This is a genomic window from Pseudomonas sp. ABFPK (genome assembly GCF_001586765.1).
GTDB lineage: Bacteria > Pseudomonadota > Gammaproteobacteria > Pseudomonadales > Pseudomonadaceae > Aquipseudomonas > Aquipseudomonas asiatica.
Genome location: NZ_LQXW01000010.1, coordinates 1 through 22,874 on the forward strand (window position 1 = coordinate 1; position 22,874 = coordinate 22,874).

The window sequence follows — 22,874 nt, forward strand, 5'->3', positions numbered from 1 at the left end:
GCAGCAGCCCGGCCAGCAGTGCCTGGTCGCGCATCAGCAAGGCACGGTAGGGCGGGCTGTCAGGGTCCTGCAGCCATTTCAGCCAGAGCAGTTCGCTGGTGCCGGAAGCGGGAACATGCGGTTCAAGGCGGGGGACGACAGCTTCCGTAACCCCACCGCCCAGGCACAGGGCCATGGTCTTGGCGTAGGCCACCCCGGACTCACGATCATTACCGTCGTAGTCGTACGCCTCGGCCACCTTGAACATGGGCGTATCGAACAAGGCAACGTACGCCTGCGCGTCCTTGTCGATGTAACGCTGAAACTCACGTTCCTGCTGCTCATATTCAGTCTGGAACGCGGCCCGCTGCGGTTCGTGGTAGCGCTCTTCAAGCCGCTCGTCACTCTCCTGCTGCGCACGCTCGACCAACAGCTGCCGCTCGACTGCCGGGTCGGTGAACACCGGCGGCCCATCACCCGTCATCGGTTCCAGCGACGGCACCTTCTGCGCCGCCCATTCCCTGTGCGTGGCGCGAATGATCTGCAGGATCTGCGAGGTCTGCAGCTGATAGGCGCGCATCGGGTCTTCACGCCAGGCCTGACGCTTCACTACCCAGTTCAGGCGCTGATGGTTGTACTCCTGAATCAGCCCGACAGTGTCGTCGAGCACCACTGCCAGCACGCCGTTTTCCAGCTGGTGCCGGTTGATCGCATTGACCAGATACCCTCGCAGGGCGAACCGGCGCAACCAGCGGCTGTGGAAGCCATGCGCACTGTCGAAGGGGGCACAGCCATGCTGGGCGTACTCGAACACCTGCTGGTCGACCCCAAGCTTATCGGGCGTCATGGCGATGCCCAGCAGTTCGGGATTGTTGCGCGCCTGAATCAGGTCCAGGCCCTCGAAGCGATGCGCAGGCGACGCGCCGCTCTTGTAGGCGTTCAGCACGCTCACCGGCCAGGCGTCACTGGAGAAGGCCAGCCAGGCGCTGGTGTACCTGTCGGTATCGAGGTTGAGAAAGGCCGAAGGAATGTCGTGATCTGCGTTCACGCATTTTTCGGGCAGCGGCGAAGGCGGGCCATCTGGCGGCTCGTAAGGGTTGAAGCGGCGCAGATGACCTTGCTCGCTGACGGCATAGGCATGCCAGACCTGCTGGTCGAGCAGCACATACAGGAAGCCCCTGCGCAAGGTGCGCAAGCCGATCTTCGCCGTGATATGCCGGTTATCCGCCACGGTGGAAACACACTCGGGGCGGGTATCGGGCACCAGGGCGCGGCGCAGCGGCAGGATCGGCAGGCCCTGGCGCTCGCAGAACATGCACTGGTCGTGCGGCAGCCCGGCTTCGGCAATCGCGAGGGCAATACGTTGGCTGATGGTCATGAGCGATCCTCGTGTTGGACAGGTCCTTGTCGACCTCTGAACACTAACGGGGAATCGCTTTCTAGAGAGGCATTGGGCTTCCTAAAAGCTTGTAGGAAACGTCTCTGAATAATGGTTTAGCTCTATATGGGGCCATGATCGGTACCCCGGCCTTTTGCGCCACCTGTCGAACCCAAGGCACTGCTGCTGGCCGTTTTCCGTCCGATCTGTATGCGCGATCAATGCGCAAACCCAGGAGAACTTCCATGGCAAACGATCAGAATGACCCCGGCCTCGAGCAAACCGAATCCCAGCCCGGCAGCGGTGACGGAGAGATCCCGCTACCTTCGGATGACGAAGGCCCGATCGAGGAGGAGATGGAGGACGTGCAGGCCAACAATTCGGTTTCTGCCGAGCACCCGCAGCCTCGCTGACGGAATTGCCCGGAACGAATGCGGTTCACACCTTTTCTTGCGAGGTATGCAGCGATGAGCCCCGATCCGAATGCACAAGGCGGCACGAACCTGGACGTGCCCACTTCACCTGACCTGGCCGTTGACCCCGACCGCCCGACCATACCCGACCCTGACGACGACCCGCTCATGAACGAAGAAGAGGGTGGTGATTGGCAGGAGGAAGACAGCTTGGCTGATGACGGCAGGCAGAGCGTGGAGCAGCCTGCGGTAGACCTGGATCAGCGCAGGGAGTGACCATTGATAGGGCGGGGCCCTGTGGGAGCGGGTTTACCCGCGAAAAATCCGACACAGTGCATGGCACCGGCTGCGCCGGTGTTCGCGGGTGAACCCGCTCCCACAGGTACTGCGGCTGCCTTGAAGGTTGTGGTAATCCTGTAGGAGCGGGCATGCCCGCGAAGAATCCAACGCAGTGCATGGCACCGGCTACGCCGGTGTTCGCGGGTGAACCCGCTCCCACAGGTACTGCATCTGCCTTGAAGGCTGTAGTGATCCTGTAGGAGCTGGCTTGCCTGCGATGGGCTGCGCAGCAGCCCCGATGGACACAGCCCTGGCATGCGCGCCGGTGTATCACCCCCGTCGCAACGCAGCCGCCAGCCCCACTGTCAGGATCACGGCACAAAGCATTGCCAGGCTGATGGCAATTGCGACACCCCAGGCATCGAGCAGCCCCGCCAATACCAGATAAAACGCAATCACCCCCACCGCCCCGATCGCATTGCCCCGCACCATCGCCGCCATTCCGGCACGGCCAGTCTGCACATGGGCGAACACCACCAGCGGCCAGGCAATCACCGGGATCGGCGCCAGCATCCCGCTGGTCGCCGGGCCCAGCCAATTGGCCAGGCTTGTGGTGACCATCAGCAACGAAGTTGCAGACACCATGCGCAGAGGGATTTCCCAAAATCGATGCCGGGGCCGGACCAGGGTGTCCGGCCTGGGCTCGCGGCCGCTGGCGCGTATCAGCACGCCGATCAGCACCAGCGCCACGGCAATCGACAGGTACAGGTTGCCCCCGTGGGTAAACGCGTAGGCCGCGACGCCATAGAACAGCATCGCCAGCAATACTGCCCAGCCGATGCCGAGCCTGCGTGTGGCGAACAGGTAGAAGGTGTACGTGGCCTGCACCGCCGCCAGGCCGCCCAGCGCGCCGGGCACCGCACCCAGGGCAAAGGCCGTGCCCTGCTCCAGGCACAGGAAGGTCATTACCAAGGCCGAAGTGATCGGCAGGCCGGACAGCAACCCACCGAGCAGGCCGCCCCAGCGACGCGAGGCGAGGGAGATGGCCCACATAAGGAGCGGGGTGACGATCAGCTTGAGGTAGAACAGGGTCATCGCAGGGCTATCCAGATGTGCGGAAGGTGCGCCCGCCGTAGGCATTGGGTAGGGCGCAGATGAATCAACCGCGGCTGGCCTCCAGCGCCTGGGCCAGGTCGGCGATGATATCGTCGCTGTGCTCGATGCCGATCGACAGGCGCACCATGTCCCGTGGCACGCCGGCCTTTTCCAGCTCCTCGTCGTTGAGCTGGCGGTGGGTAGTGGAGGCGGGGTGGCAGGCCAGCGACTTGGCGTCGCCGATGTTCACCAGGCGCACCACCAGCTGCAACGCATCGATGAAGCGCGCACCGGCCGCCTGGCCGCCCTTGATGCCGAACGACAGGATCGACGCTGGTTTGCCGCCGGTGTAGCGCTGGGCCAGTTCATGCTCGGGGTGGTCAGGCAGCCCTGCATATTTCACCCACGCTACCTGCTCGTGGGCTTGCAGGTAACGGGCGACCTTCAGCGCGTTCTCGGTGTGGCGCTCCATGCGCAAGGCCAAGGTTTCCAGGCCTTGCAGGATCAGGAAGGCGTTGAACGGCGACAGCGCCGCGCCAGTATTGCGCAATGGCACCACGCGGCAGCGGCCGATGAAGGCGGCGGGGCCGAAGGCTTCGGTGTAAGTGACACCATGGTAGGACGGGTCGGGGGTGTTGAGCAGGGCGAAGCGCTCCTTGTTGTCCGCCCAGGGGAACTTGCCGGAGTCGATGACGATGCCGCCGATGCTGGTGCCGTGGCCGCCGATGTACTTGGTCAGCGAGTGCACGACGATATCGGCACCGTGCTCGAACGGCCGGCACAGCACCGGGGTGGCCACGGTGTTGTCGACGATCAGCGGCACACCATGGCGGTGGGCAGCCTCGGCCAGCGCGGCGATGTCGACGATATTGCCGGCAGGGTTGCCGATGGACTCGCAGAACACCGCCTTGGTGCGCGAATCGATCAATGCCTCGAGGGCGTCGATGTCGTCGTGGGCGGCGAAGCGGGTATGGATACCCATGCGTGGCAGGGTGTGGGCCAGCAGGTTGTAGGTGCCGCCGTACAGCTTGGCCACCGAGACAATGTTGTCGCCGGCCTCGGCGACGGTCTGGATGGCGTAGGTGATGGCCGCCATGCCCGAGGCCACCGCCAGCGCGCCAACCCCGCCCTCCAGGGCGGCCATGCGCTGCTCTAGCACGTCGTTGGTGGGGTTCATGATGCGCGAGTAGATGTTACCGGCCACCTTCAGGTCGAACAGGTCGGCGCCGTGCTGGGTGTCGTCGAAGGCGAAGGAGGTGGTCTGGTAGATCGGTACGGCCACTGCCCGGGTGGTCGGGTCGGGGCTGAAGCCTGCGTGGATGGCGAGGGTTTCCAGCTTCATGCAATCGTTCCTTGAGCGTGGGTGGAGCGATTGAGCATGTGGTGGCGGGAGGGTGTGGGTCAAGGGTGAACGCGCGATGGGCTGCCCGGCAGCAGCCCATTGCATTCAAGGGCGCGTTAGAACGTTGTAAATGGCGCGCAGGTGCAGCATGGCACGTGCCATGCCAACCGCTACAGCATTCTCACCATCTCCCAGAACGATGCCGCCACCCCGGTAATGCTTTCCCCGGCAATCAGCCCCGCTGCGGCCGTGATCGCAAACCGCTCTGTAACGCTCGGCCAACGGCAACCGACCAGCCAGGTGACCACCGCGCCGAACCCCATCATCATGCTGATCGATGCCGGCAGTATGAACGCCAGCCCCAGTGCGCCGGTACTCGGCAGCCAACGCGCCACCCATTGCGGCAGCAGGCTGTCCAGCGTGCCCAGTATTACGCCTGCCGCGCTGCCGGCCACAATCGCCCAGCGCAGCTCCGGCGACAGCGCCCCCAGCCCCTGCATCAGGGTCTGGGCCACGGCCTTCCAGGTTGCCACGGCCGGTGCGGGCCATTGCTCGGTGAGCAGCAGGGTCTGCGGATCGGGAATCAGCACCAGGTACACCAGCACGCCCGCCACGCTGCCGATGAGGATGCCCAGGCACTGTGCAATCAGTTGTTTGTGTGGCGTCGCGCCGATCGCCTGGCCAACCTTGAAGTCGTTCATCAGGTCGGTGGCTTGCCCGGCCGCGCCACCGGCAGTGTTGGCGCTCATCAGGTTGATGGCCACCTGGCCCGGGGCAATCAAGCCAAAGCTCAGCTGCGACAGCTTGCCGATGGCGCCGATCGGCGCAATACCGGTGGCGCCGACCACGCGCGCGGCGACCACCGCAAGGCATATCGCCAAGGGAATGCTCAACAGCGCCATCCACCAGTCGATGCCGAACAGCAACGCCTGTAACGCCACCACAAGCGCAATGGACAATAGCAGCCGCACGCAGGTGCCAGGGGAAACCGCCCACGGGCGTGCGCTGCCCGACTTGCCAGCGGGGCGGTGGGCCTCTGCCGGGGCATTTGCAACAGGCGAACCGACAATGACGTCAGGGTCGCGCATACCATCAGGCTGACGCCCGGCCACAACAGCCATTCCACCAGGGCGGCGAACTGTGGGCCGCTGGCGTTCGGGGCCAATACCACCAGGGCATGGTCTATCAGCCACGGTGCCAGCCCGCCCCAGGCCAGCGCGGCGCCGAACAGCAGCGTCAGGCCCACGCGGATACCGATGATGCCGCCGAAGCCGACCAGCATCAGCGAAGGGTCGAACGTGAAGGTCAGGCGCTCGAGCACAGGCGAGGGTGCCCAGCGCGGTATCGTCCAGACAAACCCGTCAATCCACTTCACCAGCCCCGACAGCAACGCGGCGCTGCACAGCACCTTTATCCGCATCATGGCTTCGTGGCCGTGGCGGTAGATCTGCTGCAATGTCTCCAGGGTCGCCATGCCCTCAGGGAACTTCAGGCCATGGTCATCGAGCAGGGCGGGGCGCAGATACCAGGCGATCCAGATGCCCAGGAAGCTCACGGAGAACACCCAGGCCATCATCGGCACCGGGTCCAGCTGGTGACCGGTGAGCAGGGTATAGGCGGGGATCGGCGCGACCAGCCCGCCAGAAACGATGGAAGCGGCGGCCGAGGCCACGGTCTGGTTGATGTTGCTTTCGTGCAACGTCCATGTGGGCCGGCCCTTGCTGCGCCCCGCCAGGCCCTGCCACAGGGTGAAACCGACCAGCAAGGCGATGATCGACATGTTGAACGACCAGCCGATCCGAAGGCCCGCGTATACATTCGAGGGCGTCAGCAGAATGCCCAGCGCTACACCGGTGAGCACCGCCCGCGGGCTCAGTTCACGTTCGATGCGAGCCTGGGGAAGGGCGGTGGAGGGGGCAGGTCTCATGGCAATCCCTTGTCGGAGTGGTAAGCGCGCTTTGCACAACTGAGCCACTGCTGCCACAAAGGTTCACTGTCGCTTCTGGTTGTGAAAGGTGTCCGGCAATAGCCCGGAAGTGCTAGCGGCAACACCGTCGGGTCTCAAGAAAAGTGCTGTGCACAGGGGCTTGCTTTTGCTGACATTGCCGAATCAAGAGAGATTAGTTAAGTTATCTAAATTCGATAACTTTCCTAAACTCGGTATAAGTCATGGACCCGATCGCTAATCCCTATTCCCCGGGAGCAGGCGCGCCGCCGCCGGCATTGGCTGGTCGCGACGCATTGCTCAAGCAGGTAAGCATCGCAATCGCCCGCATTCGCCGGGGCCGAGCGGCGAAGAGCGTGCTGATGGTCGGCTTGCGCGGCGTGGGTAAGACTGTACTGCTGGAAAAAATGCGCATTGAAGCCGAAGCCGAGGGCGTTCATGCCATACGCATGGAGGCGCCGGAAAACCGTTCGCTACCCGCGTTGTTGGCGCCTCAACTGCGCTTGGCGCTGCTTCGCCTGAGCCGGGTGGAAGCGGCTCGGGACCTGGCTCAACGGGGGTTGCGAGCCCTTGCCGGTTTTGCAAAGTCGTTGAAGGTTGCCTACGCGGACATAGAAGTAGGCCTGGACCTGGAGCCGGAACCTGGCTTGGCTGATAACGGTGACCTGGAAGGTGACCTGGCGACCTTGCTGGAGGAGGCCGGCAAGGCCGCACAGCGCGCCGACACGGCGCTGGTGATGTTCATCGACGAGTTGCAGTACGTTGCCGAAGATCAGTTGGCCGCGTTGATTACAGCCTTGCATCGCTGTGCCCAGGGCCAGTTACCTGTCACGCTGGTTGGGGCTGGCCTGCCTCAATTGCGCGGCCGTTGTGGCAACGCGAAATCCTATGCGGAGCGACTGTTCGATTTCCCTGAGATCGGCCCGCTTGCTCCTGAGGCCGCAAGGTTTGCGGTAGTGCGGCCTGCAGAAGATGAAGGCGTGGAATTCGAAGAGGCGGCGCTGGAAAGTGTGCTGGCACATTCACAGGGCTATCCGTACTTCCTGCAGGAGTGGGGCAAGCACTCATGGGATGTAGCCTCGCAGAGCCCCATCACCAGCGCTGATGTCGAAACCGCTTCAGAGCAGGCGATTGCCACACTGGATGAGAGCTTCTTCCGGGTGCGCTTTGACCGCCTTACGCTTGCGGAAAAGAAATACCTGCGTGGCATGGCGGATCTGGGGGCCGGCCCTCATCGTTCTGGTGATATCGCGGCCAGCCTGGCGCGGAAGGTTTCCACGCTCGCACCACTGCGCAGTGCATTGATCGAGAAAGGGATGATCTACAGCCCGAACCACGGTGATACGGCGTTCACTGTGCCGCTTTTCGATGAGTTCATGCGGCGTATCATGCCGGGCGATGATTGGCGGTTGGGCTAGCCTGCTCTACAGGCATGCAAGCCGCAATCACAGGCAACGGTCCTCCCCGATTGCCAGTACGACTGTAAAGATATGAAAAGTTTCCCTAGGCCATCACGCTGTCACTCTAGAATCCGCCCGCTGCCGAACCTGGTAATGGCAGGCAGCAGATCTAGCCTTGTGGAGCGTTCCAATGAAGTCGAAACACCTTTTCCGCGCAGCCCTGGTTGCGGCGCTGGTATCGGCCTTGTCAGGCTGCTGGATGTTCATGCCGCCGGGTGGTGGCGGTGGTCATGGTGGTGGCCACGGTGGCGGCGGTGGCTTTGGCGGCCATCAGGGCGGTGGCCCTCGCTAAGCTGACCTAGCGATGGAGCGCACAGCCTCGGCCGGGACGCTAAAGCGTACCCGGCGCGAGCGCACATAACACGGTTCAGCTCACCCCGACTGCCCAAACCGCTTGCGATACTCCGCCGGCGTAACCCCCACATGCTTCACGAACGCCCGCCGCAACGTATCTGCATTGGCAAACCCGCACAGCGCCGCCACCTGCTTCGGTGCCTCTCGCCCAGCCTCCAGCCGCGCCCGCGCAGCATTCACCCGCGCCAGCTCCACCCATGCGGCCGGGGTCATGCCCACATCACCCTGAAACACCCGTGCAAAATGCCTCGGGCTCAGCCCAACCCGCGCGGCCAGGCTGGCAACCCCGTGGTCCAGTGCAGGGTTGGCGGCCACGTAACGCTGCAACCCCTGCAATGCCGAACGCCCGACCGGTGATGTCCCACCTTGCCGGCTGAACTGCAGCTGCCCGCCAGGCCGCTTGAAGTACATCACCAGATGCCCGGCAACCTGCCTGGCAATGTCGCGCCCCAGATCCTCTTCGACCAACGTCAGTGCCAGGTCCAACCCGGCCGTTACCCCCGCAGCGGTGCGCAGGTTGCCGTCATGCACCTGAATGGCGTCGGCATCCACCTGCACCCGCGGATAACGCTCGGCCAACGGCTGCGCCACGGCCCAATGGGTGGTCACACGCCGTTCATCCAGCAACCCGGCAGCCGCCAGGGCAAACGCCCCCGTGCACACCGAACCGTAACGCCGGCAAGCGCCCGCGCGTTGCCGCAGCCAGTCGAGAATGCCGGGGCGCAGGTATTGCTCGGCAGCCTGCGGCGTGCCGGCGACCAGCAAGGTGTCGATGGCTTCCAGGTCTTCGCCGATCCAGCCGTCGGCGACCAGGCGCGTACCGGAAGAGCTCACCAGCGGCCCCGGTTCGCAGGCCAGCAACAGCAGGCGATAGGCTTCACGGCCGGCCTGGCGGTTGGCTTCGGCGAATACATCGAGCGGGCCGCAGGCATCCAGCAGTTGTACGCCGGGCATGGCCAGGATGGCGACCGTGATGGGGGCAGAGGGCATGGTGGCTCCGGGCGTTGCACCGCAAGTCCGTAATCCGCTGACAATGGCAGTATCTGGCGCCACAAGTCAATTGAGGACATTGGCCCACGACCGCAGACTGGGCTCATCATCAACCCACCCAGGAGCGACCATGTCCTCATCCATCGCCGGTATCCAGGTGCCCGACAGCGCCATGGCTCGGGAAATCACCGAGCTCGTCCGTGACACGGCTTCCCCTTTGCTGTTCCACCACTCCAGCCGGGTCTTCTACTTCGCGGCCCTTGCCGGGCAGCGGCTGGGGCTGCGTTACGACAGTGAACTGTTGTACGCAGGCTGCATGTTCCATGACATGGGCCTGACCCATCAGCACAGCAGCGATTGCTGCCGCTTCGAGGTGGACGGTGCCAATGCGGCGCGCGATTTCCTCCAGCGCCACGGCGTGGACGAGCGCGATGTCGAGCGTGTGTGGACAGCGATCGCGCTGCATACCACGCCGGGTATTCCAGAGCATATGCACCCGCTGATCGCCCTGGTCACGGCGGGGGTAGAGACTGATGTGCTGGGGTTGCACCACGATGGGCTGGAAATTGCCGCGCGGGATGCCGTGGTCCAGGCGCACCCGCGCGGGGAAAGGTTCAAGGAGGCGATCATCCAGGCGTTTTACGACGGCATCCGGCACAAGCCGCAGACCACTTTTGGCAACGTGAAGGCGGATGTGATCGCGGACAAGGACCCTGCATTCCGGCCTGGGAATTTCTGCAGCGTCATTCGGCAGTCCTGCTGGGCGAGCTGAGTAAAGCGGGCTGGTGCTGCCGGTGTTGGCAGGCCCTGGTGCCTGTCAGCTAAACAGATTGGGGCCGCTTTGCGGCCCTTCGCGGGCGTGCCCGCTCCCACAGGTTGCGCATCAGATCAAACCGGTGCTCTCGAAGTGGGAGCTGGCACGTCGAGCGCAGAGTCCGCCGCCGAGCGCTCGCGATTCGCCACCCCGAACGGCACATGCACCATCGGCAAGTCCCCCGCCGGTGACTGCAGGTGGCTGCGCTGGTCATCAAAGAACACATGTGGCTTCAGTATCGACAGCACCCTGGGTTTTTCCATCCCGCCCAGAAAGAAGCACTCGTCCGGCGATACGCCCCAGTCCTTCAGCGTCGTCACTACCCGCTCATGCGAAGGGGCATTGCGCGCCGTCACGATGGCAATCCGCAAGATGCGCTTGTACGCCGGGTCTTCGGCCAACTTGCGGTCCTCGAGCATGCGAATCAGCGAAAGCTTGCGGTACAGGTCCGCCAAGGGCCCCGGCGAATGCGGGATCCCCTTGCGCACACGTTCATGCTCCTGAAACTCGTCCAGGTTGTCGTCGCGCTTGTACACGCGCTCGGCCTCGTCATCGGCAATCACCCCGTCAAAGTCGAAGGCCACCCGCAATTCGGTGTCGATCTCGTCATCGTAGATGCGTGTCGGCAGCACCCGCCCGGCGGGGTAGTTGGCGTCGATGGCTTTCTGTACATCTTCCTCGTTGGCACTTAGGAACAGCGAGGCATTGAACGCCGGGATGTACTCGTAGGGCGAGCGGCCCGACATGAATGCCGCGCGGGTGATGTCCAGCTGGTAGTGGTTGATCGAGCGAAACACCCGCAGGCCGGTCTCCGGCGAATTGCGCGACAGCAGCACCACCTCCACCGGCAACTGCTCGGGGAAGGCCTGGTTGATGCTCAGGAAGCGGCGAATGAACGGGAACGCCACGCCCTTGGGGAAGGGTTCGTCCAGGTTCTGCTGCTGGTGCTGACGGTAAGCCTCGACGCCCTCGGTCTGGTAGATGTCGTCCGAGACGGTGAGGTCGAACAGCGCACTCGAAGCAACGCCGATGACCAGTTTCTGTTCGATGGGGTAGGGCATGAAACAACTCCTGAACATGAGCCGAGGGCAAGGGTTCCTCTACAGCAGGATTCTGTAGGAGCAGCCTCGTGCTGCGAAGAGGCCGGTCCAGGCAACAGCTATGCATTGTCAGTACGGACCTCTTCGCAGCGCAAGGCTGCTCCTACAAGGCGTTGGGCAGGCCTGACAGTTGCTCCACCAGAAAATCCACGAACACCCGCACCCGCGCCGCCATCGCCGGGCCGCCGACGAACACCGCATGGATCGGCTCGCGATCACCGGGGTTGTACGCCTCCAGCAACGGCACCAGCTGCCCGTTGGCCAGGTCATCGGCCACGGTAAAGGTACCGATGCGCGCCACGCCGGCGCCAAGCCTTGCCAACTGCGCCAGGGCCTCGCCGCTGCTGCATTCGATATTGCCCGTCACCTTCAATGAAAACGCCTGCCCGTCGCGACGGAACGGCCAGTCGGGTGCGGCGCGGCGGAAGTTGAAACGCAGGCAGTTGTGCCGGGCCAGGTCCTCTGGCACAAGCGGCGTACCGCAGCGCGCCAGGTACTCGGGCGAGGCGACGATCACCTGGCCGGTTTCGCCAATGGCACGGGCGCTCAACGAGCTGTCCGGCAGGTGGCCGAAGCGCAGCGCCACATCGGCCTGGCCGCCGAGAATGTCGGCCACTTCGTCGCTGAGGGTAAGGTCGACCAGCACCTGCGGGTAGCGCGCGCTGAACGCCGCCAGCAGCGGCACCACGGTCAGCCGGCCATGGCCCAGCGCTGCGCTGACCCGCAAGCGCCCGCGGGGCACACCCTGGTCGGTGATGGCCTCTTCCACTTCTAGCATGTCGGCGAGCACCCGCCGTGCAGATACGCTTCGCCCTCAGGCGTGAGGGTGATCGCCCGGGTGGTACGCAGCAGCAGGCGGGTGCCCAGGCGCTGTTCGGTCCGCGCGAGGATGCGGCTCACCGCCGACGGCGTCAGGCCCAGCGCGCGGGCGGCGGCGGACAGGCTGCCCTCCTGGGCCACCTTGGCAAAGATTTCCATCTCTCCGGATCTTCCACTGAAGTCCATTTGTGCCTCTTGAGCAAAGGTGGTTCGCAAAAATGCAGTCTAGTGCGGCTCAGCTTCGGATCGTAGCATTTGCAGCACAGATAAGGAGCTTGCCATGCGTATCAATCCACCTCTTGTCGCGCTCGCCATCGGTGCCTTCGGCATCGGTGTCACCGAGTTCGCCCCCATGGGCATGTTACCCAGCATCGCCACCGACCTGGGCGTCTCCATCCCCGCAGCCGGGCTGTTGGTCAGTGCCTATGCGATCGGTGTGCTGATCGGTGCACCGCTGATGACCCTGGCCACGGTGAAGATCCCCCGGCGTTACCTGCTGATCGGGTTGATGGCCATCTTCACCCTCGGCAACCTGATGTCGGCCCTGGCCTGCGACTATGCCAGCCTGCTGGTCGCCCGTGTGGTCACCTCGCTGAACCACGGTGCGTTCTTCGGCATCGGTTCGATCGTCGCGGCCAGCGTGGTGCCGCCAGAGAAGCGCGCCGGGGCCGTGGCCGCCATGTTCATGGGGTTGACCCTGGCCACCATCGGCGGTGTGCCGCTGGCGACCTGGTTCGGTGAAATGCTGGGCTGGCGTACGGCGTTCTGGGGCATCGCCGGGCTCGGCCTGGTGGCAATGACAACCCTCTGGTACGCACTGCCCAATGTGCCGTCGCCCAAGGGTGGCGGGGCCATGGCCGAAATCCGCGTGCTCGGCCGCGGGCCGGTGCTGGCGGCATTGCTGCTGACCGTGGTGGGCTCCAGTGCGATGTTCACGGTATTTACCTACATCGCGCCGATCCTGCAGAGCGAGGCGGCAGCGTCGACTACCTTCGTCACGGCCATGCTGGTGTTGTTCGGTGTCGGCCTGACCTTGGGCAACGTGTGGGGTGGCAAGGCGGCGGACCGCTCTATCGACCGTACCCTGATGCTGTCGCTGGCCGTGCTGATTGCGGTGTTGCTGGTGTTCCCGCTGGTGATGGACTGGCCGCTGCCGACTGCGCTGGCGATCCTGGTGTGGGGCGCTGCCAGCTTTGCCCTGGTGCCGCCGCTGCAGATGCGGGTGATGGAGGCGGCCAAGGATGCGCCCAACCTGGCGTCGGCGGTGAATATCGGGGCGTTCAACCTGGGTAACGCGATTGGTGCGGCGCTGGGTGGGGCGGTGATCAATGCGGGGCTTGGGTATTCGGCGGTTTCCCTGGCGGGGGCGGCGATGGCGGTTTTGGGCCTGGTGATGGTGCTGCTGTTCGCTTGGCGGGGGCGGGCGGGGGCTGCGGCGAGTCAGGTTGCTGTGTAACAGGTGGAGATCCCTGGGGGCGCTTTGCGCCCCATCGCGACACAAGGTGCGATGGGCTGCAAGGCAGCCCCACAGTCTTGCCCATTACGGCGTACCGTTACGGCCATGCAGGTGATAGGCCGGGCGCTCGCTCAGCCGCTCGTAATAATCGCGCACTGCCGGCAGGTGCGGGTGCTCTAACGGCGTTTCGAACCAGCGGTTGACCGACAGGCCAATGGGGATGTCGGCCAAGGTGAACTGGCTGCCGGCCACATAGGCACCGGTACTTGACAGCTGGCGGTCGAGAATATGCATGTAGCGCGCCCAGTCCGCGCAGCCGGCGGCCAGGGCCTGTGGGTCCTGGTGGGCCGGCGAGTGCCTGACCAGCGACATGAACGCGTAGCTCCAGGAACGGTTGAGGTCCGAGGCCTGCCAGTCGATCCACTGGTCGATCCTGGCCCGCGCCTGCGCCTCGCCCGGGTAGAACCCAGTGGCGCCATAGCGCGTGGCCAGGTAGCGGATGATGCTGTTGGATTCCCACAGGGTGAAATCGCCATCCTGGATCACCGGGATCATGGCGTTCGGGTTCAACGCAAGGAATTCGGCGCTGTCCGTGGGCTTGAAGCCCGCCCCCCAGTCTTCGCGCTCGAACGCGACCTCGAACTCGGCACATGCCCACAGGACTTTTCGTACATTGATGGAGGAGGCTCTGCCCAATATCCGTAGCATGGTGTTCATCCTTGTGAGGGGGGATTGATCGTCCGTCACTGCCGCTTGCCGGTCAAGAGCCAGCGTGGTGGCGGAGCGTCCTCTTTGTAGGGTTCTTGTAGTCCATTTCCGAAAGTAAGCCTTTCCACCCCCAAGGTTATTGTGGCGGGGCAGGCAGCGCCCTAGTCTCGGCACCCTCGTAACCCGAGGAAATGGACATGGACAAAGACACTCCGAAAGAAAACGGCAATCTCAATGTCGTGCGTGCAGCGGGTCGTTTTGGCAACGGCGGTGCCGAACTGGTGCAGATGAACGCGCAGTTGCCGATGCGCACGGCATTGATGGAGGCCTCGAGCATCATGGGCTGCATTACCGAACTCACCCGCAAGGCCATCGACCGGCCCGGTGACCGCAAGGCGATGATGCAGGCCACGTACTACCTGGCAGGCATGGCCAAGGCGCTGATCGACGGCCAGTTGCAGCAGTTGCGCCAGGCTCGGGGAGGCGAGCAGGAGCCTTAGTCAGGCTTGCCTGGGGACCATGAACTTGGCACCCTTGGTCAGTTTGAATCTCTGTATCACGACAGAAGGAAGTTCGCATTGAGCTGGGACAAGGTGGGGAAACTCCTCGTAGCCGTGCTGCTTGGCCTGATGGTCCTGCTGGCCGCCTATGGGTTGCTCAGGGGCAACCCGCGCCTGGAGGCATCGCTGACCTATGCCTATCTCACCTATCCCAGCCAGTTCAGCGAACGCATCACCAAAGCCAGCGAACAGCTCAAGTACGAGCAGTTGCAGGGGCGTATCAATGCCATCAGCGAGGGCGGGCTGAGCCACGATCAGGTCGAGCGGCTGATCGAAATGGCCCAGGCGCCGTATGCCCAGCTGTTCGCCAAGCCCTTCGAGGCCGGGTTGGTCGACCACCGTACCGGTCTGCTCATCGAGCTGCGCAACCGTGGTGATGCGCAGGTGCGCCAGGTGAAAATCCGCCTGCCGGCGAAAGGCCTGGTGCAGGTGCGCGATGCAACTGGCAATGACACCATCGTGGAAACCTCCACCATGCAAGCGGATATCCCCACCATCGAGCCGGGTGGCGTATGCAAGGTATGGGTGTATTTCGATGCAGACTATTCGCAGATCCGCCAGGGCGGGGTCAGCATCAGTCACGCCGATGGCAAGGCTGACATACAGGTTTACCGCGAGGTCATCGGTTTCCCGGCCTGGGTGGCCCGCTACAGCCGCGAGCTGATGGTGCTGCTCGGCGTATTGGCGGCCAGCGTGCTGGGCCTGGCGTATGCCTGCCTGTCGCGCCGTAACCCGCACTGAACGCCTCACCTGTAGGAGCAGCCTTGTGCTGCGAAGAGGCCGGTACTGACTGAACATGTGTACCACCTGTACCGGCCTCTTCGCAGCACAAGGCTGCTCCTACAAGGAGTTGTGCAGGCTGTCAGTGAGCCATACTGCGTCCCAGTGTGGATAATCGCCAATCTCTGCTACCAGGCCAGCCCGCAGAGGATTGGCAACGATGTATCGGGCTACCTTGCGCACATCATCTTCCTGGCGCAGCGCTCGGTCATGAAACCCGCGTTGCCAGACTGGGCCCGGGCTCACGCCCGCCTTGCACAATGCCGTACCAGATCGCGATTTGAACTGTCGCATCAGGCTACTTAATGTGACGACACGCAGCTCCACCAGCCAATGCAAGTGGTCAGGCATCAGCACCCAGGCGAGTGAGCGGCAAGCGCCAAGCCGTTCCGACTGCCTCAGCTCCCTGATGACCAGGCGAGCTGTGCGAAGATCCTGAAACAGTGGCTTGCGTGCATGGGTGACAGTGGTCAGCAGGTACAGCCTGCCAGGCTCTGAAAAACGCCCCCGACGTAGCCGGTTGGCCTCAGCACGATCCATGTAATCTTCCTCGCATCCGTTCCGTGTGGGATACCTACAATAGAGATCCCAGACGCAACCGACGTTGGCAGATCGTTACCCGTTTTTTCAGTCATACACATTTGTAGGAGCAGCCTTGTGCTGCGAAGAGGCCGGTACGAGCGATACACATTTTTGGTCAGTACCGGCCTCTTCGCAGCACAAGGCTGCTCCTACAGGTCAGTGACTCGCCACGGGGTTGGTGTTCTTGCCGGTCAACAACCACCCTCGTGCAGCGCCAGGCTCTGGCGCAACTGCACGAGCATGGCCTGTCGCAATGCCTGCGGCGCCTGCACGCGGATCGAGCCGGCCTGGGATAGCAGCCAGCCCATCAGCGAGCGGTTGTCGTCGACGGTAGCTACCAGGGTGGCACCACCTTCCGCCTGCAGCGTCAGTTGCATATCTGCCGACAGTGGCGACGCCTCAAGGCGCCGGGCAAGGGCATCATCGACCCAGGCGTGCAACTCGACCTGTTCCGCAGGTGTGAGCGCATCGGGCTGCAGCTGTTGCGCTTCGCCAGGGCTCAGGCCCGCTTGCCAGTACCAGCCGTAGGGCATGCCTTTGCTGTTGCACTGCAGCGGGAACAGTGCCGCGAGTTCGACCAGGTCGCGTTCGACCGTGCGTTTGCTGGTGATATAGCCAACGGTGGTCAGGGCGGCCTGCAACTGGGTGGAACTCATCCCCGGGTGACGGCCTGGCAGCAGCTTTAGCAGCTGCCACTGGCGGGCGATGGTGTGGCGGGTAGGGTGGCTGGGCAAAGGGCTCGTCCTTGAAGGCAGGCACGAAGCCTGCCTAAGTAGTGGCGTTTAGCTATTGCTCAGCATACCTTGTAGCAGAATGGGATCCAAGTTTTCGCATTTGGCGTTCAGTCCAGGCGCGTCACCCATTTGCCTGTGCCTTGGCCCTCTTTCAGCTGCCGCAGAGCCTGTGGCAAAGCAGAGAAGGTGAACTCGCGGCGCTGTGGAGCGATCAGGCGACCATCGGCAATGGCCTGCAGCAATTTTTCACCGGCCACGCGCAGGGCTTGGCGGTCTGCCAATTGGCCGTAGGCATGAATGCTGTTGAGCGCCACTTCATGCAGCGAGATCGCCGTGCTGAAAGCGGGCGTTGGTGCGGTTTCCTGGCGGTCCTGGATGCACACGAGGTGGCCGTTGTAGCCGAGCAGGTGGGCCAGGCTGCCGGCATGGGCGCCGCTGACGGTGTCGAACAGGGCATGCAGCGGGCGCTCGCCCAGGGCGGCCTGCAGTTGGTTCTGCCAGTCGGCGTCGTGATAGTCGAACACCCCGCTCACACCGAGGGCCTTGAGCGAGGCGTGGTGGTGTTGGCCGGCACTGGCCCACACGCGCAGGCCACGCTGCGCGGCCAGCTGCGCGAGGTAGAAGCCCACCGCGCCACCGGCGCCGATCACCAGCACGTCGCGGCTGGCACCTTCGGGTACCTTGGCCAGGGCCTGCCAGGCGGTCAGGGCGGGGCAGGGCACGGCGGCCGCGGCGGTGTCGCCGAGCGCGCTGGGGATATGCATGACCAGGCTTGCATCGAGCAGGCAGTGCTCGGCAAAACTGCCGTCACGCGCCAGCGATTGGTGGTAGGCGACGCGGCTGCCCAACGGCATGTCGACGCCTGCGCCAACCGCGACTACCACACCGGCGCCATCCACGCCCGGGACCGTGCCCTGCTGCCAGGCCGGGTGGCCCCACTCGCAGATTTTCCAGTCCACCGGGTTGAGGGCAATGGCGCGGTTGGCCACCAGCACCTCACCGGGGCCGGGTTGTGGCAGGGGTTTACGCAGCAGTTGCAGGCCGTCGAGGCCGGCGTTCGGGGTCCAGGCCCAGGCTTGATGATCGGTTGGCATGGTGCGGGTCCTTACGAGACGGGTGTGGGCGGCAGGCTAGCGGGGATCGGGCGTGGGAAAAAGGTGCGGTGAGGGCAAGGTGTTTTGACTGGAGGACAAAAAAGCGGGGCCGCTGGGCGGCCCATCGCAGGCAAGCCAGCTCCTACAGGTACAGCACCAGCCCGGAGCCTGTGCAATTCCGGTGGGAGCAACTGTCTTTAGAAATTTATTTTCAAGCGTGCCCTTCGGGCAGTGCTTCGCCCTCCATTCGCGGGCAACACAAAAGATTGACCCTTTCGCAACAGCCCAATCGCAACCTTTGCTTTCAGATCAAAACTCATTGTCCCGCGCCCATCTTTTTCCCGTCCCCACGTCCCCCCGAGAATCCACCCATCCCAACCTTCCACAGGTGATTCTCAAATGCCTCTCGCCTTGTTAGCCCTGACCCTGGCGGCTTTCGCCATCGGCACCACGGAGTTCGTGATCGTCGGCCTCATCCCGACCATCGCCAATGACCTGGCAGTGACACTGCCTTCGGCCGGCCTGCTGGTAAGCCTTTACGCCCTCAGCGTCGCCATCGGCGCGCCCCTGCTCACCGCCATGACCGGCCGCGTCCCGCGCAAGCTGCTGCTGGTCGGCCTGATGGCGCTGTTCACAGCCGGTAACCTGGTGGCCTGGCAGGCGCCCAGCTACGAATCGCTGATCATGGCGCGCATCCTCACCGGCCTGGCCCACGGGGTGTTCTTCTCGGTGGGCTCGATCATCGCCACCAGCCTGGTGCCGAAAGAAAAAGCCGCCAGCGCCATCGCCACCATGTTCAGTGGCATGACCGTGGCCTTCGTCACCGGTATCCCGCTGGGTAGCTTCATCGGCCAGCACTTCGGCTGGCGCGTGACCTTCCTGGTGGTGGCTGCCTTCGGCCTGGTAGCGCTGCTCGGCGCACTGGTGTTCGTGCCCAAGCGCATCCAGCACAGCCAGCCGGCACCGCTGCTGCGCCAACTGCGGGTGATGCTGCAACCGCGCCTGCTGCTGGTGTATGCCATGACTGCCGTGGGTTACGGCGGCTCGCTGATCGCCTTTACCTTCCTTGCCCCGATCCTGCAGGACATCGCCGGCTTCGGCGCCAACAGCGTCGCCCTGGTGCTGCTCGCCTACGGCTTTTCGGTTGCCCTGGGCAACATCTGGGGCGGCCGCCTGGCCGACCGCAAAGGCCCGGTCAAGGCACTGTCGATCATCTTCCTGCTGCTGGCCGTGGTGCTGCTGGCGCTGACCTTCACCGCGCCGCATCCGGTACTGGTGGTAATCACCGTACTGGCCTGGGGCGCGGTGGCCTTCGGCAATGTGCCGGGCCTGCAGGTGTACGTGGTGCAGCAGGCGGAAAAGGTCGCCCCCGACGCAGTCGACGTGGCGGCCGGTTTCAACATCGCCGCCTTCAACCTGGGTGTGGCCGGTGGCTCCTGGGGCGGTGCCCAGGTGGTGCAACAACTCGGCCTCGGCCACACCCCATGGATTGCCGCGCTGGTCACCCTCGGTGCCCTGGCCCTGACCCTGTACAGCGGCCGCCTCGACCGCCGCGTACCTGCCCAGTCACAACCTGTCGTCAGCCGCGCCTGACCCCTGATTCGCCTTACGGAGATGCTCGCAATGGCTCAAGATCCACTGTTCCAACCCCTGCAATTCGGCGCCCTTAACCTGCCCAACCGCGTGCTGATGCCGCCGATGACCCGCTCCCGCGCTGCCCAGCCTGGCGATGTACCGACCGCGCTGATGGCCGAGTACTACGCACAACGCGCCAGTGCCGGGCTGATCGTCAGTGAAGGCACCTGGATCTCGCCACTGGGCAAGGGTTACGCCCGCACCCCGGGTATCCACACCCAGGCGCAGATCGACGGCTGGCGCCTGGTCACCGAGGCTGTGCATGCCGCGGGCGGGCGCATCTTCGCCCAGCTCTGGCACGTCGGCCGCCTCAGCCACAGCAGCCTGCTTGGTGGCCAGGCACCGGTGTCGTCCTCGGCGATGCAGGCCGAAGGCGTGAATGTGTTCATCGACAATGCCGACGGCACGCCAGGCTTTGTCCAGGCTTCCAAGCCACGCGCGTTGAGCGAAGCGGAAATTGCCGAGATCATCGAGCAATACCGCCAGGCTGCGCGCAACGCCATGGCCGCCGGTTTTGATGGTGTCGAGTTGCACGCGGCCAACGGTTACCTGGTCAACCAGTTCCTCGATTCCGGCGCCAACGACCGCACCGACCGCTTCGGCGGTTCGCTGGAAAACCGCCTGCGTTTCCTCGACCTGGTCACCCGTGCGCTGGTCGAAGGCACCGGCGACGCCCAGCGCGTAGGCGTACGCCTGGCGCCGCTGACCACGCTCAATGGCTGTGTCGACGCCGACCCGGTGACCACCTATACCGCAGCGGCCAAGCGCCTGGGCGAAATCGGCATCGGCTACCTGCACATTGCCGAAGCCGACTGGGATGACGCGCCGGACATGCCGGTGGACTTCAAGCAACAGCTGCGGGCGGTGTTCCCCGGGGTGATGGTGTATGCCGGCAAATACACCGGCGAACGTGCACGGCGCGCGCTGGAGGAGGGCTGGGCTGACCTGATCGGCTTCGGCCGGCCATTCGTGGCCAACCCGGACCTGCCGGCGCGGCTGAAGCTGAATGCGCCCCTGGCCGAGCACGAACGGGCCACGCTGTTCGGTGGTGATGCCCATGGCCTGACCGACTACCCGGCACTGGCAACAGCCTGACCCCGATCGCTCCTCATGGAACTGCAAGTGACTCATTGAGTTAGCAGGGACCCTGTGGGAGCGGCTTTAGCCACGAACACCGGCGCAGCCGGTGCCATGCGCCGCGGTGGATTCAAAGGGCTGGGCGATCTCCCCCAAACACGGCATTTCGCCTGACGTGTCTCACCTCTGTGCTTGAGCAGTGACGACTTGTTTGTGTCCTATATATGGACCAAAATATGGCTCTCTATTGAGGGTGCAAACATGCAAAACATATTCGCTGACGTGGCCGTAAGCGTGTCGGAACTGAAAAAGAACCCATCCGCGGTGATGACCGGCGCTGCGGGTATGCCCGTCGCTGTGCTCAATCACAACCGCGTGATGGGTTACATGGTGCCGGCCGAACTGTACGAGGCCATGATGGAACGCTTGGAAGATCTCGAATTGAGCGAACTGGCCAAGTCGAGGTTGGGTGAAAAAGGCGTACCGGTATCCCTGGATGACCTATAAACTCGAATTCCTGCCTTCGGCACTGAAAGAGTGGGGCAAGCTAGGCCACACCGTGCGCGAACAGATCAAGAAAAAACTCGCCGAGCGCCTGCAGTCACCCAAGGTACAGGCCGACGCGCTGCGTGACCTGCCGAACCACTACAAAATCAAGCTCAAGGCCTCTGGATATCGCCTCGTCTATCGAGTCGAGGACGAGCGTATCGTTGTAGTGGTGGTATCGGTTGGCAAGCGCGAGCGTAGCGAGGTGTATCGATCCGCTCAGAAGCGGTAAACATCATCAACGGTGTAGCCATCCCTCTGTTCCACGTTGCTATTCCATCAGCATCACAGCGTTGGCGTATTTTTCCTGGTCCGGTGTGAACGTTGTCAGCATGCCGGTGTGATTACAGGTCAGGGTAAGCTCTGTTCGCGTATCGATGAACAGATCCTCGCCGCGAAGGCCCTGCCATTGCGCCAGGTACTTGAACGAACCGTACTTCATCGGTTTCTTCAATGCGCGATCATGGCCACCTTTCCAACCTAGCACCGGGAGCGCGCCATCGGCGCAGTGCCGGGCAAGTTCTGGCTGGGCCAGAGCCCGCTCACGGCCAATCTCCCAGCAGCGGATCAAGCCCTCGTCGGGCCCCTTCCATGCTTCTTCCCAAGTGATCAAGGGGCGGATGGGGTGATGAATAGGGCGTCGAATGACCCCGGTAGCTCGATCCATGACTGAGATTGTCCGTAATGTTCAGTTGGCCTGGATGCTACTAATTGGCCACTATCGTGTCCAGTGCTCGTCGACCCCAGCTCTGCGTTCAGTCAAGGCTGTGCTGCAACGCCTCGATAAACACCTCTTCCGCGCGGCTGAAGCGCTGCTCCCTGTTCCACAACAGGTGGATATCCACATCGGCAATCCCTTCCTGCGGCGGCAGCTTCCACAGCAACCCGGCGTCTACATCCGGCGCTACCACATGCTCGGGCAGGCAACCTATGCCAAACCCGGCAATCACCAGCCGGCGTACCTCCTCAAGGCTTGGTGACGAGGCCACGATCCGCCCGGCAAACCCCTGCTGGTCGCGGAAAATGGTCAGTGGCGACAGCATGCCGCCAATCTGGTCACTGGTGAAACTGACGAAGTTCTCGCGCTGCAGATCGCCCTCGTCCTGGCCAAATAATGCGTGGTGCTTGCCACAGAAGAACGCATAGCGCTGGCGCAGGAACAACCGTTGCTCCAGCCGTGGCTGCGCACGCCGGTTAAGGCTGAGGCCCGCCGTGGCGGTTTTCTCCTGCAGGGCGGCAACGATGTCGGAGCTGCGCATCACGTCGATCTCCAGCTCCACCCGCGGGTGCTGGCGGTGGAAGTCGGCGAGGAAGTCGTCGAAGTGTTCGTTGACGATACGGCTGATCATCAGCAGGCGTACCTTGCCCACCAGTTCGTCCGCCGGCTGCTCCAACAAGCCGCCGATCTGCGACATCTGCCCATAGACCTCGCCAGCCAGCTGGAACAGCTGCTCGCCCATTTCCGTCAGCACGAAGCGCGGCCCGCGGCGGGCGATCAGTTGGCGGCCAAGCTGTTCTTCAAGGCGCTTGAGCGCCTGGCTCACTGCCGGCTGGGTGAGGTGCAGGCGGGCGGCAGCACGGCTGATGGACAGCTCCTGGCCGATGACCCGGAAGGTGCGCAGCAGGTTCCAGTCGAGGCGGTCGTTGAGCAGACGGTCGGGCATGGCAGGGCTCGATAATAAGCAAGGCTAATATTTCGAATAATAAATAGAAAATTGACTAATCATAGCCCCG

Annotated in this window: 23 protein-coding genes and 2 pseudogenes; 12 read left to right on the forward strand and 13 right to left on the reverse strand. The window is 63.6% G+C overall.

Going from position 1 to position 22,874, the window contains the following annotated elements:
- Positions 1-1,357 (reverse strand): T6SS effector BTH_I2691 family protein (locus tag WM94_RS08175; protein ID WP_305728127.1); only part of this gene is annotated, 1,357 nt, incomplete at its 3' end.
- A 245-nt stretch (positions 1,358-1,602) separates the two neighbouring features.
- Between WM94_RS08175 and WM94_RS30415 the strand changes: the two genes are divergently transcribed.
- Positions 1,603-1,770: a hypothetical protein gene (locus WM94_RS30415; protein ID WP_167506594.1), complete on the forward strand. Its 168-nt coding sequence runs from the start codon at positions 1,603-1,605 to the stop codon at positions 1,768-1,770.
- 54 nt (positions 1,771-1,824) lie between these two features.
- Complete coding sequence (locus tag WM94_RS08180; protein WP_061550976.1) at positions 1,825-2,046, forward strand: hypothetical protein; 222 nt, start codon at positions 1,825-1,827, stop codon at positions 2,044-2,046.
- Positions 2,047-2,379: 333 nt separating this feature from the next.
- Here the strand turns inward: WM94_RS08180 and WM94_RS08185 are convergent, their stop codons facing one another.
- From WM94_RS08185 to WM94_RS08195, 3 genes and pseudogenes are all read right to left on the reverse strand, one after another.
- Complete coding sequence (locus WM94_RS08185) at positions 2,380-3,144, reverse strand: hypothetical protein (RefSeq protein ID WP_054572963.1); 765 nt, start codon at positions 3,142-3,144, stop codon at positions 2,380-2,382.
- Positions 3,145-3,208: 64 nt separating this feature from the next.
- Positions 3,209-4,486 carry a bifunctional O-acetylhomoserine aminocarboxypropyltransferase/cysteine synthase gene (locus WM94_RS08190; protein WP_024086755.1) on the reverse strand — a complete coding sequence of 426 codons (1,278 nt, stop codon included), beginning with the start codon at positions 4,484-4,486 and terminating at the stop codon, positions 3,209-3,211.
- A gap of 170 nt (positions 4,487-4,656) precedes the next feature.
- A pseudogene (locus tag WM94_RS08195) lies at positions 4,657-6,413 on the reverse strand (OPT family oligopeptide transporter).
- A 242-nt stretch (positions 6,414-6,655) separates the two neighbouring features.
- Between WM94_RS08195 and WM94_RS08200 the strand changes: the two are divergent.
- Both WM94_RS08200 and WM94_RS30420 read left to right on the forward strand, forming a co-directional pair.
- On the forward strand, positions 6,656-7,849 hold the full coding sequence (locus WM94_RS08200) for an ATP-binding protein (RefSeq protein ID WP_061550923.1): 1,194 nt from the start codon (positions 6,656-6,658) through the stop codon (positions 7,847-7,849).
- A gap of 172 nt (positions 7,850-8,021) precedes the next feature.
- Entirely contained in the window at positions 8,022-8,183 is a 162-nt protein-coding gene (locus WM94_RS30420; protein ID WP_024086757.1) for a hypothetical protein, read from the forward strand.
- An 80-nt stretch (positions 8,184-8,263) separates the two neighbouring features.
- Here the strand turns inward: WM94_RS30420 and WM94_RS08205 are convergent, their stop codons facing one another.
- A complete protein-coding gene (locus tag WM94_RS08205) occupies positions 8,264-9,235 on the reverse strand; it encodes a GlxA family transcriptional regulator (RefSeq protein WP_061550924.1) in 972 nt (323 codons plus the stop codon).
- A gap of 130 nt (positions 9,236-9,365) precedes the next feature.
- Here WM94_RS08205 and WM94_RS08210 point away from each other — a divergent pair, with 130 nt between their 5' ends.
- Positions 9,366-10,007, forward strand: coding sequence for an HD domain-containing protein (locus WM94_RS08210; RefSeq protein ID WP_061550925.1), 642 nt, complete (start codon positions 9,366-9,368; stop codon positions 10,005-10,007).
- A gap of 116 nt (positions 10,008-10,123) precedes the next feature.
- Here WM94_RS08210 and WM94_RS08215 read toward each other — a convergent pair whose 3' ends face one another.
- Entirely contained in the window at positions 10,124-11,110 is a 987-nt protein-coding gene (locus tag WM94_RS08215; RefSeq protein WP_013972027.1) for a 5'-nucleotidase, read from the reverse strand.
- 142 nt (positions 11,111-11,252) lie between these two features.
- Positions 11,253-12,154 (reverse strand): annotated as a pseudogene (locus tag WM94_RS08220) (LysR substrate-binding domain-containing protein).
- Positions 12,155-12,248: 94 nt separating this feature from the next.
- On the opposite strand from WM94_RS08220, the gene WM94_RS08225 reads away from it, so the two are divergent.
- Positions 12,249-13,424: an MFS transporter gene (locus WM94_RS08225; RefSeq protein WP_061550926.1), complete on the forward strand. Its 1,176-nt coding sequence runs from the start codon at positions 12,249-12,251 to the stop codon at positions 13,422-13,424.
- An 84-nt stretch (positions 13,425-13,508) separates the two neighbouring features.
- Here the strand turns inward: WM94_RS08225 and WM94_RS08230 are convergent, their stop codons facing one another.
- The gene (locus WM94_RS08230) at positions 13,509-14,132 is read right to left on the reverse strand and encodes a glutathione S-transferase family protein (protein ID WP_061550927.1); all 624 of its coding nucleotides are present in this window, start codon (positions 14,130-14,132) and stop codon (positions 13,509-13,511) included.
- Positions 14,133-14,329: 197 nt separating this feature from the next.
- Between WM94_RS08230 and WM94_RS08235 the strand changes: the two genes are divergently transcribed.
- Complete coding sequence (locus WM94_RS08235) at positions 14,330-14,632, forward strand: DUF3077 domain-containing protein (protein ID WP_047934529.1); 303 nt, start codon at positions 14,330-14,332, stop codon at positions 14,630-14,632.
- Between the two features lie 78 nt (positions 14,633-14,710).
- Positions 14,711-15,433 carry a hypothetical protein gene (locus WM94_RS08240; protein ID WP_061550928.1) on the forward strand — a complete coding sequence of 241 codons (723 nt, stop codon included), beginning with the start codon at positions 14,711-14,713 and terminating at the stop codon, positions 15,431-15,433.
- Positions 15,434-15,532: 99 nt separating this feature from the next.
- Here the strand turns inward: WM94_RS08240 and WM94_RS08245 are convergent, their stop codons facing one another.
- The 3 genes from WM94_RS08245 to WM94_RS08255 form a co-directional block, all read right to left on the reverse strand.
- Entirely contained in the window at positions 15,533-16,012 is a 480-nt protein-coding gene (locus tag WM94_RS08245; protein WP_061550929.1) for a transposase, read from the reverse strand.
- A 233-nt stretch (positions 16,013-16,245) separates the two neighbouring features.
- Positions 16,246-16,788: a WYL domain-containing protein gene (locus WM94_RS08250; protein ID WP_061550930.1), complete on the reverse strand. Its 543-nt coding sequence runs from the start codon at positions 16,786-16,788 to the stop codon at positions 16,246-16,248.
- A gap of 107 nt (positions 16,789-16,895) precedes the next feature.
- Complete coding sequence (locus WM94_RS08255; RefSeq protein WP_061550931.1) at positions 16,896-17,882, reverse strand: zinc-binding dehydrogenase; 987 nt, start codon at positions 17,880-17,882, stop codon at positions 16,896-16,898.
- Between the two features lie 399 nt (positions 17,883-18,281).
- Between WM94_RS08255 and WM94_RS08260 the strand changes: the two genes are divergently transcribed.
- From WM94_RS08260 to WM94_RS08275, 4 genes are all read left to right on the forward strand, one after another.
- Positions 18,282-19,475 carry an MFS transporter gene (locus tag WM94_RS08260; protein ID WP_061550932.1) on the forward strand — a complete coding sequence of 398 codons (1,194 nt, stop codon included), beginning with the start codon at positions 18,282-18,284 and terminating at the stop codon, positions 19,473-19,475.
- A gap of 30 nt (positions 19,476-19,505) precedes the next feature.
- A complete protein-coding gene (locus WM94_RS08265; protein WP_061550933.1) occupies positions 19,506-20,612 on the forward strand; it encodes an alkene reductase in 1,107 nt (368 codons plus the stop codon).
- A 243-nt stretch (positions 20,613-20,855) separates the two neighbouring features.
- On the forward strand, positions 20,856-21,101 hold the full coding sequence (locus WM94_RS08270; RefSeq protein ID WP_013972043.1) for a type II toxin-antitoxin system Phd/YefM family antitoxin: 246 nt from the start codon (positions 20,856-20,858) through the stop codon (positions 21,099-21,101).
- Complete coding sequence (locus WM94_RS08275; RefSeq protein WP_003259987.1) at positions 21,091-21,372, forward strand: type II toxin-antitoxin system RelE/ParE family toxin; 282 nt, start codon at positions 21,091-21,093, stop codon at positions 21,370-21,372. The genes WM94_RS08270 and WM94_RS08275 overlap by 11 nt, the downstream gene beginning before the upstream one ends.
- Positions 21,373-21,411: 39 nt before the next feature.
- Here the strand turns inward: WM94_RS08275 and WM94_RS08280 are convergent, their stop codons facing one another.
- Positions 21,412-21,807: a hypothetical protein gene (locus WM94_RS08280; RefSeq protein ID WP_023662326.1), complete on the reverse strand. Its 396-nt coding sequence runs from the start codon at positions 21,805-21,807 to the stop codon at positions 21,412-21,414.
- An 88-nt stretch (positions 21,808-21,895) separates the two neighbouring features.
- On the reverse strand, positions 21,896-22,804 hold the full coding sequence (locus WM94_RS08285) for a LysR family transcriptional regulator (RefSeq protein WP_013972045.1): 909 nt from the start codon (positions 22,802-22,804) through the stop codon (positions 21,896-21,898).
- Between the last annotated feature and the right edge of the window lie 70 nt (positions 22,805-22,874).

What these genes read in the sequence shown, in the direction of transcription:
- WM94_RS30415 (WP_167506594.1), top strand. Translation starts at nt 1,603, where the DNA reads ATGGCAAACGATCAGAATGACCCCGGCCTCGAGCAAACCGAATCCCAG.
- WM94_RS08180 (WP_061550976.1), top strand. Translation starts at nt 1,825, where the DNA reads ATGAGCCCCGATCCGAATGCACAAGGCGGCACGAACCTGGACGTGCCC.
- WM94_RS08185 (WP_054572963.1), bottom strand. Translation starts at nt 3,144, where the DNA reads ATGACCCTGTTCTACCTCAAGCTGATCGTCACCCCGCTCCTTATGTGG.
- WM94_RS08190 (WP_024086755.1), bottom strand. Translation starts at nt 4,486, where the DNA reads ATGAAGCTGGAAACCCTCGCCATCCACGCAGGCTTCAGCCCCGACCCG.
- WM94_RS08200 (WP_061550923.1), top strand. Translation starts at nt 6,656, where the DNA reads ATGGACCCGATCGCTAATCCCTATTCCCCGGGAGCAGGCGCGCCGCCG.
- WM94_RS30420 (WP_024086757.1), top strand. Translation starts at nt 8,022, where the DNA reads ATGAAGTCGAAACACCTTTTCCGCGCAGCCCTGGTTGCGGCGCTGGTA.
- WM94_RS08205 (WP_061550924.1), bottom strand. Translation starts at nt 9,235, where the DNA reads ATGCCCTCTGCCCCCATCACGGTCGCCATCCTGGCCATGCCCGGCGTA.
- WM94_RS08210 (WP_061550925.1), top strand. Translation starts at nt 9,366, where the DNA reads ATGTCCTCATCCATCGCCGGTATCCAGGTGCCCGACAGCGCCATGGCT.
- WM94_RS08215 (WP_013972027.1), bottom strand. Translation starts at nt 11,110, where the DNA reads ATGCCCTACCCCATCGAACAGAAACTGGTCATCGGCGTTGCTTCGAGT.
- WM94_RS08225 (WP_061550926.1), top strand. Translation starts at nt 12,249, where the DNA reads ATGCGTATCAATCCACCTCTTGTCGCGCTCGCCATCGGTGCCTTCGGC.
- WM94_RS08230 (WP_061550927.1), bottom strand. Translation starts at nt 14,132, where the DNA reads ATGCTACGGATATTGGGCAGAGCCTCCTCCATCAATGTACGAAAAGTC.
- WM94_RS08235 (WP_047934529.1), top strand. Translation starts at nt 14,330, where the DNA reads ATGGACAAAGACACTCCGAAAGAAAACGGCAATCTCAATGTCGTGCGT.
- WM94_RS08245 (WP_061550929.1), bottom strand. Translation starts at nt 16,012, where the DNA reads ATGGATCGTGCTGAGGCCAACCGGCTACGTCGGGGGCGTTTTTCAGAG.
- WM94_RS08255 (WP_061550931.1), bottom strand. Translation starts at nt 17,882, where the DNA reads ATGCCAACCGATCATCAAGCCTGGGCCTGGACCCCGAACGCCGGCCTC.
- WM94_RS08260 (WP_061550932.1), top strand. Translation starts at nt 18,282, where the DNA reads ATGCCTCTCGCCTTGTTAGCCCTGACCCTGGCGGCTTTCGCCATCGGC.
- WM94_RS08265 (WP_061550933.1), top strand. Translation starts at nt 19,506, where the DNA reads ATGGCTCAAGATCCACTGTTCCAACCCCTGCAATTCGGCGCCCTTAAC.
- WM94_RS08270 (WP_013972043.1), top strand. Translation starts at nt 20,856, where the DNA reads ATGCAAAACATATTCGCTGACGTGGCCGTAAGCGTGTCGGAACTGAAA.
- WM94_RS08275 (WP_003259987.1), top strand. Translation starts at nt 21,091, where the DNA reads ATGACCTATAAACTCGAATTCCTGCCTTCGGCACTGAAAGAGTGGGGC.
- WM94_RS08280 (WP_023662326.1), bottom strand. Translation starts at nt 21,807, where the DNA reads ATGGATCGAGCTACCGGGGTCATTCGACGCCCTATTCATCACCCCATC.
- WM94_RS08285 (WP_013972045.1), bottom strand. Translation starts at nt 22,804, where the DNA reads ATGCCCGACCGTCTGCTCAACGACCGCCTCGACTGGAACCTGCTGCGC.